This is a genomic window from Paraeggerthella hongkongensis, assembly GCF_003726035.1.
GTDB lineage: Bacteria > Actinomycetota > Coriobacteriia > Coriobacteriales > Eggerthellaceae > Paraeggerthella > Paraeggerthella hongkongensis.
In genome coordinates, this window is record NZ_QICD01000008.1 from 1 (window position 1) to 13,618 (window position 13,618).

General features: G+C 51.6%; 9 protein-coding genes and 1 pseudogene. All 10 read right to left on the reverse strand.

Going from position 1 to position 13,618, the window contains the following annotated elements:
- Positions 1 to 295: 295 nt before the first annotated feature.
- Positions 296 to 745, reverse strand: a pseudogene (tnpA, locus tag DMP08_RS05530) (IS200/IS605 family transposase); the annotation flags it as partial.
- 217 nt (positions 746 to 962) lie between these two features.
- Positions 963 to 1,253 (reverse strand): hypothetical protein, encoded by a 291-nt coding sequence (locus DMP08_RS05535; RefSeq protein WP_123191965.1) that lies wholly within the window; start codon positions 1,251 to 1,253, stop codon positions 963 to 965.
- Positions 1,234 to 3,222 (reverse strand): hypothetical protein, encoded by a 1,989-nt coding sequence (locus DMP08_RS05540; RefSeq protein WP_148042330.1) that lies wholly within the window; start codon positions 3,220 to 3,222, stop codon positions 1,234 to 1,236. Before DMP08_RS05540 ends, DMP08_RS05535 begins: the two co-directional genes overlap by 20 nt.
- Positions 3,223 to 3,239: 17 nt before the next feature.
- Positions 3,240 to 4,292, reverse strand: a complete 1,053-nt coding sequence (locus tag DMP08_RS05545) for a 5-methylcytosine restriction system specificity protein McrC (RefSeq protein ID WP_123191967.1) — start codon at positions 4,290 to 4,292, stop codon at positions 3,240 to 3,242.
- Entirely contained in the window at positions 4,292 to 6,649 is a 2,358-nt protein-coding gene (locus tag DMP08_RS05550; RefSeq protein WP_123191968.1) for an AAA family ATPase, read from the reverse strand. The genes DMP08_RS05545 and DMP08_RS05550 overlap by 1 nt, the downstream gene beginning before the upstream one ends.
- Before the next feature lie 15 nt (positions 6,650 to 6,664).
- Complete coding sequence (locus DMP08_RS05555) at positions 6,665 to 9,727, reverse strand: type I restriction endonuclease subunit R (protein ID WP_123191969.1); 3,063 nt, start codon at positions 9,725 to 9,727, stop codon at positions 6,665 to 6,667.
- A gap of 3 nt (positions 9,728 to 9,730) precedes the next feature.
- On the reverse strand, positions 9,731 to 10,999 hold the full coding sequence (locus DMP08_RS05560; RefSeq protein ID WP_148042331.1) for a restriction endonuclease subunit S: 1,269 nt from the start codon (positions 10,997 to 10,999) through the stop codon (positions 9,731 to 9,733).
- The gene (locus tag DMP08_RS05565) at positions 11,000 to 12,772 is read right to left on the reverse strand and encodes a type I restriction-modification system subunit M (RefSeq protein WP_123191971.1); all 1,773 of its coding nucleotides are present in this window, start codon (positions 12,770 to 12,772) and stop codon (positions 11,000 to 11,002) included. It lies immediately after the preceding gene.
- 1 nt (position 12,773) lies between these two features.
- Positions 12,774 to 12,983 (reverse strand): DUF6290 family protein, encoded by a 210-nt coding sequence (locus tag DMP08_RS05570; protein WP_123191972.1) that lies wholly within the window; start codon positions 12,981 to 12,983, stop codon positions 12,774 to 12,776.
- Between the two features lie 94 nt (positions 12,984 to 13,077).
- Complete coding sequence (locus DMP08_RS05575) at positions 13,078 to 13,617, reverse strand: hypothetical protein (RefSeq protein WP_123191973.1); 540 nt, start codon at positions 13,615 to 13,617, stop codon at positions 13,078 to 13,080.
- Position 13,618: the final 1 nt, after the last annotated feature.

Genomic DNA, 13,618 nt, shown 5'->3' on the forward strand with positions numbered 1-13,618 from the left:
GATTGCAGTCGGGCCCTTGAAATCAATATCTTGTGGGTGTGCACTGCTAGGCAGAATCACTGTGCCGATGCTGCGGAATGCCGTACCGATGGTCTGGAACGATGTACCGATACGGGCGTAATAACCACCAAGTACAAACCACCCTTCAAAAGGGTGGTTTGCTCAGGGCCTATAAGGCCAAGGCGCTGCCCTTCTCTTCGTTCAGGGCGCACCACCTTTGGCTCGTCGCAGCCGCTTGAAGCGGCGCTCGCATTGCCCGACTACCCCCGAAGGGGGTTCTCGAAGGCCGCCCCTTCTTGAAGGGATCCTCGCACTCCTTGACGCTGAGCTTGTCCAGCGCGATGTCGTGGGCTTCCTGCTCCCTGACGTGCTTGGCGATCGCGGCCTCGTTCAGCCCGACGGTCGTCGCGTAGTAGCCTTCGGAGCAGAAGTGGCGGTTTCCGAACCTGTACTTCAGGTTGGCGTGCAAGGCGCACATCATCAGCGCGCTCTTGCCCTTGAGGTACCCCATGAAGCTCGACACGCTCAGCTTGGGCGGTATGCTGACCAGTATATGGACGTGATCCGGCATCAGATGCCCTTCGATTATCTCAACTCCCTTGTACTTGCAGAGTTGCTGGAATATCTCGCCCAACGAATCCCTGTATTGGTTGTAGATGATTTTGCGCCTATACTTCGGTGTGAACACGATGTGGTACTTGCACATCCACTTCGTGTGCGACAGGCTGTTAGCCTGATTTGCCATGGTGGCCGCCTTTCTAAGGCCGATGCGTCCTGAACAAATGCATCATAACCCTAGCTGGCGGCCGCCGCCCCGTAAGGGCGAAGCCTTCGACGCGCACCCGCATAGCGGGTGGTTTTCTTCCCGCCGCGCTGCGCGCGCCGGGTGGGGTCACGACCCCTGAATTATACTGCCTTTGCCAAGCAAAGGGCAGGGTAGTGCAGTATCCGCAAACCCTCTCCTACTGCTCGAGGTATTTTCTTTCCGCTTCTGCGAATTTCAAATCGATCTCGCTGAGAATAGATTCCCTACTTTCTGACAATTCTTTAAATGCCATATTCAGTTGTTCGAACATGATTTTCTCTGCTGGATTGGCAATCTGCGAGGAATCTTCCATACGGGAAAAGCCTGATTTTAAAACTTCGCCGACAGCCTCATCGAGCTCCTCTGGTGTCAAATCAGTGATAACTTTTTTCTCTTTGTCCGGCAACTGGAAGTAACCGGTTTTTTCGCTAATGAAAATCAACGCCATAATATGGCCGCCTTTCTACATATGCTTCTTGTCCTGCCTCCATTAGGTCCAGAAGCGTGCCGGCCCTATCGATGGTTTCTCCTGTGGCTGAGGTTAGTTTCACGGCACCGGCGTCGCCCGAATACATATCGTGGTTCCCATCTTTCGAGACGGTGGCGAGGATTACGCGATCTGGTTTTACCGAAACACCGAGGACATTGTTGTGGGTGGACAAAAACACGGTGGTGTCATTGGATATTCGCTTTACGTGGCTCCTGATTTCCTCGAACAAGAACGGGTTGTCGAACGAAGATTCCGGTTCGTCGATGAGAACCATGTCGAAGGTCTGTGCATCTTCGATTTTCCGCAAGAACAGATATTCAGCCTTTTGACCGCCTGACACAGAATCGCCGACTTCGTTTAGCAAGGAAACCTCTATATCGAAAAACGCATTAGCAAGCTTACCAGGGGCGGCATTTGCGATAACCCTTTCAACGAACTCAGCGGGTTCCTTCGCCAGCAAGCCGGCAAGACTTTCCTGAGAGCCTATCGCATGCCTTAGCTTGGTTGCATCTTTGTGGTTGACGCGCTTTGTGACTCTCTTGAATCTTCCGATTTGCGTTTCTGAAACGAGTTGGGGAAGAGTCATATTCTGCCTGAAAGCAGATAATCTGCTAACCACTTCGCTTCTCAAGCATGTTTCCGCGAAGGGGCTAACCGGGCATTGCGGCCTAGATGATTTTGTTGCCAAAGCTGATTTGATTTTTGTGATTATCTCGTTCGTTTTGGCTCTCCGGACTTTCAAGAGCTCGGCGCTCTTGAAAGTGCTAATAGCTAGATCCAGCAGAGTTCTCAGCCGTTCATGCCCAATAAGTCTTTCAATCTGTTCGGACAGCACGTTTTTGTCCATCAGCGTAATGACGGACCTTACTAGTATTTCCTCATCGGCCGATGAAACGACGGCGAGCTTCGAAGCGCTGTACATGGCGCATCTCGAGAAGGTGTCTTCGCGAGAGACGGTTTCCGCATACTCCTTAAGCTTCTTCAGGTAGTCCTTCGTTGACTTCAGAGTGCATTCGCGAGAAGGAAGCGTTTCGACGAATTGACATAGCTCAACGAGCTCTCTGCGATAAGCGCTTTCGAATCTAGATGCTTCATCTTTCAGCAGTTGAGAAAACTCGGTCTCCTCCGCATCCTTCACGATTTCGAATTGCTTGATATACAGTACGTCATCCGGCGCCTGCGAATGATATATCTGGTTAAGCAGATAGGTTTTTCCTGAAGAACGCGCCCCCAGCACGACGTTCAATTTTGACGACGCGCAAAGGTTTGGAGCGATCTCAAGCAAGCCGTCCTGCCCAGATAGCTGAAACTTCGCCTTATCCAGAAAGGCAAGCTTCAATGCATCGAAGCCGCAATCCTCAATGGAGGTGCATGTGTATTTTCCGATGATGCTTTCGGAAGCCTCGGATGCTCGGTAGTCGCTAAATATGACTACGGGCCTCCCCTGCGACTCGAAAGCTCTTTGCCATTTTTTCTGACTCGTAACTTCAAGGGCCGAAACCACATTGCCAAGCTTCCGAAGCGTCTCTTCAGGAATATACGGCTTCTTCTTATAGTGGGGAATCACGAGGAATGTTCCGTCGCAGAATAGCTCAACAAACTGTTCAAGCCCGATTCCTTCGTCTCCCTGGCTAATGCTGGAAAGCTGTTCGCACTTTTCGTTTAGTGCCTCAACGTGTTCCGGGCTTCCGATTACCAATGCGTGGAATTTTTCGACGCTTACTTCAACACCAGGAAGAACTATGGTTCCTGAAAGGCCTTCGCAGATTTCCCCATAATTTGCTTTGTCAAAAATATTGTGATTGGTAATGGCAATTGCATCAAGGCTGTTTGCGGATACATGCCCAGCTAATGCTTCAATCGAGAAGTCGAAAGCTTCCTCGATTTCGGTAGATATCGTATGGATATGCAAGTCGATTCTTTTCAAATGCATTAGTCCTTCTGTTAGTTATTGGCAACCAAAAGAGCAATGTCGTCTAGCTGCTGTGCGATTTCCCTGAAATCAACTCCAAGATCAAGGGTGAAGCAATGAAAACCGTGGCCGGTTTCGTTCCAACTCTCGTGTACGGCAGCCTCACTCTCAGTCAGGGCGTACAAGAGCATGCCCTCGACCTCCTTTTCTGGGAAGTCGTATGCCTCATGCATGACGTAGCCATAGATCTGGTTGCGATGCGCCGGGGATAGGATCTCGTGACCCATATTGCTTTGCATAATTTGCCCGTAGCATTTGCAGTCAATGATGAGCGTTTTGCTTTCGTACTCAAGGGTAACATCTGTGTAGAGAGCCGGAAGGAAAGACGGCGCATCTTCGCTGCCGCTAGAGACCCGCTTTGAGCTGACGGCCAGCCGTGGATGTTCCGCTTTGAAGTATGCAAGTACGAAGTTCTCGTATAAGGCATGCAGCTTCTGACCGTCCACATAGCGCGCAAGCTTCGTGTCGCCTTCTTTGTCGCTAAGCAGCCAACCTTCCACAACCATATGGCAGACGTTCATCAGGAGCTGATAGCTGCGATTGTTTCGATGGAATCTCAGCCGAGACCACTGAATCTGCTGTGGCTCGAGTGGCGAAATGTCAGAAAGATAATGCAAGCAACGCTTGAGGTCGGCTTTTCCAGATGGGTCTACCGTCGAAGAACCCAAGAGAAGCGAGGCGCAACACTTCAGGATGCGATTCATGTAAGTATCTTCGGAATACTCGTCGTACACGCACTTGATTTCGCGATGTTGCGCAATCCTGTTCTTGGCAGTTCCTGAAATATCGATATGCCCGCGAACACCAAGCAGGTCTTCTTCGACTTCAAGATAGCCGCGGTCGAACCCCCTCTTTCTTTGGATGCCGATGCCGAGCGCAAGAATGGCTGCCAAGAGATCTTCAAGACGACCGAAGCCCTCCTTGGCTAGTTCGGCATACTCTTGCAAACTGAGCGCCTTAAAGGCATATGCCATCATGTAGTAGATGTTCCTGATGACTACGTTGTCTTCGGCCGTTACAGCCATTACTGCAGACTCCTCAACCTTGCAATCTCGGTGTCGGCCGTCTTGCGGTCATCGAACCAGTACTCCCTAATCAAAGGGACAAGCTCGTATTTAACAATGGAATCCACGCAGCCGGGCTCGACCTCCTTCTTCTTGCAGAAATAACTGTGCCCGATGCGGAAGCCATCGCCCAAAGCTGGGTCATCTGCAATCTTCTTATTGAGTTTACGAACTGCATCGATAAGCGCAAGCATACGCTGGTCCTCGCACCCTTCAACGCGTTTCATGAATGCTTGGTTGTTGAGTGCAGGCTGCATCTCGAAGAAAGCGAATCGCCTTCGAAGTGCATAGTCAATCAGCGCCAGGCCGCGGTCGGCGGTGTTCATCATGCCGATAATGGTCACGTTTTCGGGAACGCAGAAGCGTCTTCCGTCGATGCCGAGCTTTAATGGTTCTCCGCGATGGCTGTCCTCTAGGAGCATAAGCAGTTCGCCGAACACCTTGGAAACATTGGCACGGTTGATCTCGTCAATAATGAAGAAGTACTCGACCCTATCTTTGTCGGCAGCGGCCTTGTTGCAAAACTTCACGAAAGGGCCCTCTTCGATGAAGAATCCTCCCTCCGCGTTGGGCTTGAATCCTATGACGAACTCATCATAAGAAGTACTCTGATGGAATTGGATTTTTTCAATGCGGGATTTGTCTTTGCATCCCATAATTGCCCAGGCAAGGCGTTCTGCGGCGAAAGTCTTGCCGGTTCCGGGGGCGCCTTGGAGAATCACATTCTTCTTCTGTGTTACGAGCCCCTTGAGGTCTTCGTAATCAGATTTTTCCATGTACACGTCAGCCAAGAAGTCCTCGTCGGAATACGACTCGATTGCAGCTGTTGTCGGAGCGTCCTCCTCATCCTCGTATGCAAGTTCGAGAATAGCTGCGACCTCGGCTTCGCTTAGCCTGAAGAAGCTGCCGTTAGGGTTCTTTAGGAACTCCATGTTCGTGAGCTCAGCGCAATTCTTGATTGTTTCGAAGGGAATTGGGGTAGTGAGATCTCGGACCTTCTTGAAGTACATACGCTCGCTATCGTGCTCTTGAGATATCTCGCAGATGGAAACGACAGCCTTCACTGGGGTCGCTTCGTAGCCAATGACGAGGTCTCCCGGTTTGGCCCCGATAAAGTTCTTGTGGATACGGCGAGGATTGCCTTTTTCGTTGTAGAGGGTGTAGCTTTGCTCTTCCCCAATGGCGATGTCCGCGAAGCTCCAAATCTTCGGGCTGGCGGTGAGCCACCATCCATTAGAGACCGAAGGTAGCTCGCCAGGCTCGGACTGTCGAGCTGATGCATTGTCTGAGCTGGGCAACAGACGGGTGTTGCCCTCAAGCGCCAGCTTGAGCTCCGGACGAATCTTCCATATGAAGGTACCTGCTTGATCTTTGTCAGCTGCTTTTCCGAGAAACGGGATGCTCCAATACTGGTTGTCGCCCCACTGGTTAATGCGAGGCTCGATGTCGAGTTTAAGCGCAATTCTTTCACCGAGGGAAGAGCCGACAGCGTTGTAGTGGTTAGGCGTATCGCCGAAGGCTTCAGACAGCTCCTTGCATGTAGAGCTGCCTCCCAACTCAAGCATCTTCGAAAGCATATCCATTGAAACCGGCGTGAAGATATCATCGTCTTCAACCAGCTCAAACCAGAGGGCCTGATCGATACCGGGATCGAAAACACCCGGGAGTGGACCCCATCCATCGTAATCGTAAGCTGCTGTGGAAATCGCTTCGAAAGAAAGGTCGGTTTTATCGCGAACTTCTTTGAGGATTCCCAGGTATTCAGATCCTTTACTATTTTTGTCGACCTTAACGAAGTAGGCATCAGCGAGATATCTTGCTGTGTTTGAATCGAGCGGGAGAAAGCTTTCCGGGAAACACCAGAATAGCGCCATTGTCAATTTGGCGAGGCCGATATTCTTTTGACCGAGGACGATGTCGAAGAGCCGCGCGAACTCTGGTTCGCTTTCTCCTCCAATAGCAAAACGGCATGCGCACTCAAAGAAGTCCCACTTCTCGTCGATATGAGAGTCCTGACCGTCCATGAAGCGCCACTGCTGATTGTTGACCACAGGGATACCGCAATAGTCTCGGGGGCGCTGTTCTTTTAAACCGAACTCTGACAGAACATCGGCGATGATGGAACTCCTAGTCTCATCTTTTTGATGGCGGTTGAAAAGGGCCATGAAGGTCAACGGATCCATCCTGCTAACGCCTTGCATGTTTGCATGGCGATTGCAGATATTAAGCAGGTACCCTTCCTGGTTTCGTTTTTCTGAAAGCTTTGAGGCAATTGCCTTGTAACTTGGAATCCATGAGTACTGTGTCATCTCGGTCATGCCTGTTTCCAACTCCTACTTTTCATCCGTATTAGCCCTGTGGTAGACGTAGGGCAACAGACTCTCGTTCAGGAAGCCCATATAGGCTCCCTCGTTCTTGCTGAATGCTTCGGCCATCTCGTTGCTCTCGGCTAGGATAGCGCCCAACGCCCCCATCATCGCCTGGCCGAACACGGCGGCGACATCGCTCATTGGATTGCTTCGGCATTGGGCGACGAACTTGCCATCCTCAAGTATCTTGTCGGTGCAAGCTTTGAAAATCTTGTCGGCCTCTTCCCAGTCGGTACCGAACAGCTCGTTCATGCGACGCACGAGTTCGGAGAGCAGATCTTTCTCCTCGTCACGCTTCACCCCGGCGTTTGCTGCGCCGTTGTGGAGCTTTTCGCTCTCGAGGCTGATGGACCGTGTACCCTTGTCTTCGATGCGCAGGTACTCCAGCTCCACTTTTCCGTGAAGGTCCTCGATTGGGTCCTTGTCGCTGAAGAGCTTCTTGATGAGCAGGCCGGCATAGCAGAAGAAACGATGTAAATCTTCGTCGCCCAGCTGGACCATTTGGCCTATGAAACTGTAATTACGCAGGAACTTGCGAAGCAGGCTCTTGAACAGCTTCCTGGGACCGTCCTCGAGGTCCTTCCACTTGTCGACGGCGGGAGCAAGCTTGCCCTCGATCTTGCGAAGCGTGGCATCCGGGTCACCCGTGGCGTACCACTCGTCACTCACGGCCTCGACCTCCGCCTCATCGTAGATGCGGAAGCCGTCGAGCCTCGCCTTGATGTCGTAGACGACATTGGGGTCGGTCACGGCATCGAGTTCGGTCACCTCGTAGTAAGCGGCAAAGCTAGCACGGATGGTCTCCCAGTCGTTCACGAAGTCCACCACGCGAGTGAACTTGCCCGGATAACACCTGTTCAGGCGAGAAAGCGCCTGTACGGCGGCAACGCCAGTGAGCATCTTGTCCACGTACATAGCGCAAAGTTTCGGTTGGTCGAAGCCGGTCTGGAACTTGTTCGCGCACACGATGATTCGTCGCTCGTCGCGCTCGAACTCGGACGCAGTCTGCGTCTCGGGAACGCCGTTGAGGCTCGATTCGGTAAGCTCATTGCCGTCCACCTCCAGCTTGCCGCTGAATGCGATCATCGGCTTGAGATCGTAGCCGTGGGACTCGGAGTATTCCTTGATCGCAGCGTAGAGACGGTAGGCTGCCGGCCTGGAATAGGTCACGACCATCGCCTTTGCGATACCGTCGAGGCCGGCGGCGACATCGTGCGCGAAGTGCTCGACGATGATGCCAGCCTTCGTTGCCACGGTCTTCGGGTCGTTCTGGGCTATGGAAAGCATGGCGGGATTGGCCTTGGAGCCCTTGTAGCGTGGGTCGTTCTCAATGACCTTGGCGAGCTTGTAGTATTGCTGGTAGCAGGTGTAGCTGTCCAGCACATCGAGAATAAAGCCCTCCTGGATTGCCTGCTTCATGGAGTACAGGTGGAACGCTCTGGGTACGAGCCTCCCGTCTTTGTCCGTCTCGCACGCCTCGTCGCGAGTGCCGAAGACTTCAAGGGTCGCCTGCTTGGGCGTGGCGGTAAACGCAAAGAAGCTCACGTTCTCCAAACGCCCTTGAGCTTGCAGCTCCTCGGCCAACCTGTCGCGATCGGCCTCATCTTGCTCCTGGTCGAGGTCGAGTTCGGCTAGCGCCATCTTCATCTTGGCATGGCTCTTGCCGGTCTGGGAGGAGTGCGCCTCGTCGATGATGACGGCGTATTTTCGGCCCGTGGATTTAACCTCGGCGCAGATGTACGGGAACTTTTGGATGGTGGAGGTTACGATCTTCGCTCCTGAGTTGAGCGCATCACGCAGACCGGCGGAACCGTCCTCCTCGCGAATGCGAACCACGACGCCGCGCTTGTGGTCCACGGCCTCAATATTGTCTGAGAGCTGGGTGTCCAAATTCCTTCTGTCGGTGAGAATAACCACCGTGTCGAATACGGCATCTCCGTTGTCGTTGTGCAAGGTGGAGAGCCTGTGGGCAAGCCATGAGATGGTGTTGGATTTGCCAGATCCGGCAGAATGCTGTACCAAGTAATTTTTTCCTGCACCATTTGCACGCACATCCGCAACAAGCGTGCGTACGGCATCCATCTGGTGGTAGCGTGGAAAAATGACCTTCTTCATGGCTTTGGAGTCCGCATCGTACTCCACGCGCACGTAGCGGCGAATGATGTCCATGAGGCTGGAGGGAGCCAGCACCTCACGATAGAGGTATTCGGTACGACAGCCGTTCGGATTGGCGGGGTTTCCCGCACCAGCCTTACCGTTACCTTTGTCAAAGGGCAGGAACTGGGTCTTGCCATTCTTGAGCCAGGTGGTCATCTGCACGGTCTCGGAGTCCAGCGCGAAGTGAACGATCGAACGTCGGTTGGGCTTGAAAAGGAGCTCTTTGCTAGAACGATCTTTCTTGTACTGCGTCACCGCGTGTTCGGTGTTCTGACCTGTAAGGTTGTTCTTGAGCTCCATGGTGACTACAGGGATGCCGTTCAGGAACAGCGCCACGTCTACCGAGTCGTTCTCATTGGTTCCGGGCGTGGTGCCGTAGCGGAGCTGGCGGACGACCTCGAATCGGTTTGCTCTCCATTTTTTTGCAAGCTCGGGATTCTTGTCAGTCGCTGGCTCGAAGTAGCACAGCTGGAAAGATGCGTTGGGAATCATTTTGAAACCGTTGCGCAGCGCGTTTACCAGGCCGTCGCGATTCTCGTGAGGCTCCATAGCATCGCAGGCGCGTTTTAAAAACTCTCGTTCCGTATTCGATCCATACAAGTTTTCAATCTTGGCCCACTCTTTAGGTTGGGTCTCCTTTACGAAACCAATTAAAGATTCTGCCTTAAGCGCAATTTTTCTATCGTAATCAGCCTGGGCCGCAGCAAAAGATGCTCCCAACACACGTTCCTTGCGCCAAGTACGCCAACCAATCTTTTCGAGAAACTGTTCAACGTCGCTTTCAAAGTCTTTTTCCTGGGTTGCAGGGATGGAGGCAACTTCGTATGAGGGGTTACTTGGATTCGTGATAGTTTCGGTTTTAATGTCCATGGGCTATCTCAATTCATCAAGGGAATTTTTGCACGAAACGACTTCCGTAATAAGGGCTTGACGCGCCTCCAAGAGCGACTTGATAGAGGCCGCCCTTTTTTCAATGAGAGCATCAACCTTGCCAACGATGCGATCAAGCTCTTCGGCAATGGCTTCTTGTTCGGAAAGTGGCGGTAAATATATCGGGCCCTTTTCGAGTAGCTCAATGTTCAGTCCCTGGTAAACACTTCCAGCAAGGTGGGCGTTTAGGTACGACCAGAATGCATTGCTTGACAAGTAATACATGAGGAATCGAGCTGAGATGGATTCTTTAACATCGATCATCGCAACTTCTCGCGCAATGTTCCATCCAGCGCATTCTTGGGGAACAATTGCGCAGCCACCCAAGGTTCCACGTACATTAATTAGTACTTCGCCGCCCTTGAGAATGGTTCGTGAAAACTCATTACTGAGTCCTGGGGTTACTGTTTTCAACCCAGAGACATCAACGTAGCCCTCGTGTACGTCACTGCATCTGAACACCGGAACTCCGCCGGTTTCCGGCGAATCGCCAAGCTTGATGATTCCGTATGTGATGTCCCGATCATGAACTTCGGAGATTCTACTCTTCGACCAACCAACTGGTACTTGCTCAAGCCACTCGGAATTCGTCTCTTTCATTTGGACTGCAGGATTCAAACCTTTAAGGGCAAGTTCGCTAATAATAGCTTTTCTATAAGCGCGAAGAAGCTTGCACGATTCGATTTCGCGATCAATCGTTTTGTCAATAAGAGAGACCTTTTCATCAAGCAAGGAAGCTGCAGCGATTTGATAGTCGGGTTCGGGAACGGGAACCGTGATTTGCCCAAGTTCAGAGACGCTAACACCTCCGATTAATCCCGTCATGCGAGACAGGAAGTCTTGTTGAAAATAAGATCCTTGGACAACGTAATACAAAAAACGGGGATTTATGCCTGTAGGATGAATGCAGCAGAGCTTGTTTACATATGCAACAGTTTTATCAATCTGCGCGACTTTTCTTCCGGCGTTTCCTCCTTCTAGGCACAGCAAGACATCTCCGGCCTCTGCACGGCGAAACGCTTTATCGGAGTCTTTAATGTATATTCCATTGTTGTATTCGACTCGATGCGTCTCTCGGTCGATGTTCTTCGTAGCAATATACGGAACCGCACTATCTGGGTCCATATACAGCGGCTTGTCTTCGTCTTTTATACTGTTTCCGCTGCAAAGAAGGCAGACTCTCTTCAGTGGAATAGTCTTTGGAGAGTTCAATTACTTACCTCCAATCTCATCGAAAAGCGACGAGATTTCAAGCTCAATTTTATGTAGGTCAGCCAAGATTTCGGAACTTGGGCGTATTTCCTCAAACTTGAAGAAATACCTACTAAATTGAATTTCATAACCAATCGTGCCCAAAACCATTTGCTTCGTGGCTTTGTCTTTTCGGGCTTCAATCCAGGCGCCAGGTGCAAAGGGTCTAACTTCGCGATTGAGATAGTCTTCAGGGCTTTCACGTAGAGGAATACACTCTGTGTCTTTGAGAGACTTGTCGGCTTTTGGCCTTCCCTTTTTGTCAACGACAATTCTTCCAGTGAAGGGATCTACAAGCGGACGCATGACGTCGACTTGAATGTAGCCAAAATCTTCGTTTGCGAAAACTTTAGATACAGATTCATCGGCAGAATCGAATTGGGTGTACAAATTCATGATGTCCTGGATTTGCGAGTCGCTAAGTTTCACTCGCTTTGATCCAAGACTACGAGGCATTTTCATGTAGATGCCGTTTGCATTTATAAGCTGAACTTTTCCCTGGCGTTGAGGGACTTTATTGTTGCTCAGCACCCAAATGTAGGTCGAGATGCCGGTATTGAAGAAGAAATCGTTGGGCATCGCAATAATGGCCTCAACAAGATCGCTCTCAAGAAGATACTTTCTAATTTCGCTTTCTCCTGAACCCGCGGCCCCAGTAAACATTGGACTTCCGTTCATGAAAACAGCTATACGACCGCCGCCTTCAGATCTTGGTCTCATCTTTGCGACCATATGTTGAACGAAGAGCAGCTGGCCGTCGTTAATTCGGGGAAGGCCAGCTCCGAAGCGACCAGCGAATCCCTTCTCCTCATGCTCTTTCATGACGGCTTTCTTGGACTTTTCCCACTTGACGCCGTAGGGAGGGTTCGAGATCTGGTAGCCGAAAGTCTCACCGGCCATGAGGTCATCGGCAAGCGTGTCGCCCTTGTGGACGTTCGCCGCATTGCCTCCCTTGAGCACGGTGTCAGACTTGCAGATAGCGTATGACTCGTCGTTAATCTCCTGAGCATATGTGACTACGGTGACATCTTGGCCGAGCTCGTCGTTGAGACCGCGGACTTTCTCTTTGAAAACGCTGAGAGCACCGCCGGTGCCCGCACATGGATCGCAGACCTTAACAATGCCATTTGGCTTGGTGAGGTCTTCCTTTGCGCCGGCAATGAGCAGTTCGGCAGCCAGAGCGAGTCCGTCGCGCGGGCTGAAGTGTTCTCCGGCGGTCTCGTTGGAGACTTCGGAGAACTTGCGGATAAGTTCCTCGTAAATGTCGCCCATGACGGCATTGTCTACAGATTCGGGGCTTAAATCGACTTCGGGTTTGCAGAATCGCTCCACGATCAAATAGAGCAAGTCGTTGTCTGCCAAGGTCTTGATGACATCAAAGATCTTGAATTTCTCAAATACGTCGGCCATGTCAGCGGAGAAAGATGTTACGTAGGAGATGAGGTTGTCTTTGATGTCATCAGCCTCGTCAAGAAGCGACTCCATGGTGTAATGGGAAGTATTGTAGAAGCCCACGCTGCCAGCGGCCTTCATGAGCTGCGTCTTCTTGATGGCCGCAGGAAGGGTACTCTCGTTTGCCTTGAGGACTGCCTGCTTGGTTGGCTTAAGGACGACATCCAAACGACGCATGACGGTAAAGGGGAGAATGATTCCGCCATACTCATGCTGCTTATACGTGTTGCGAAGCAGGTCCGCAGTACCCCAGATGAAGCGGGAGATCTCATTGTAATTCAATTTAGCCTCTTTCTACGTTCGACAGTTCGTCGATAATGCACTTGCGCACGAGCGTGCTAAAGCTCATCCCTTTGAGCTCAGCAGCTTCCTTTGCGCTATCTCGGAGGTTCTTGGGCAGCCGTATCGTGATGGCGGTCATCTCACCACCAACAAGGTACTGCTGGATATCAGTGGTATCGGCGCCAGACTTAATCAGTTGCTTGTAGCTCATCGCATGGTTCCTTCCGTGTGTATGCGAAGTGCAATACAAACGAATTATATCATTTCCCAAAAACGTTCATTAGCTGTCAGCTAGGCGTGGACTGTTAGGCGGCGAGAAACCCTGCACTGATGAGTGATTCGAGATTTTCCCTGAAATTGGTCTTGGTCACCTTGAGGCCGCCGTTTGCGGTGAGTCTGATTACCCTGGGGAAGACATCTCTCATTCGTTCCATGCGCGCAATGACGCTACCGTCAGAGCCCTTTCCGCTTGTGCTGTGAGGGACGGCGCCGAACATAACCGCAACAATATTGTGGTTGTACTCGAGTTTCCGGAAGTCGTAACGCACGCTTTCGTCGTGATCAACAAAGACGATACGGTCGCGGGAAATGCCCAATTCCTTAGCCACGCCGCATAGGTCCTTGGGGCGCGCCCGCGCATCGCCGAACACCACAACCTTGCCTTCGGGCCACGTCTCGAGGGGCACATCGCCCTCAGCGAGGTCTCCCATTCCAATCAGATACAGGAACTCTTCAAGTCTACCGTTGGTGTTAAGCCTGATGAGGACCGTGGTGATTTCCTCAGGCAGGCGCGCAAGGATCTCTTCCTGAAGTTCTAGAAGCGCCTCTGCTCCGAGCTTATCCAAG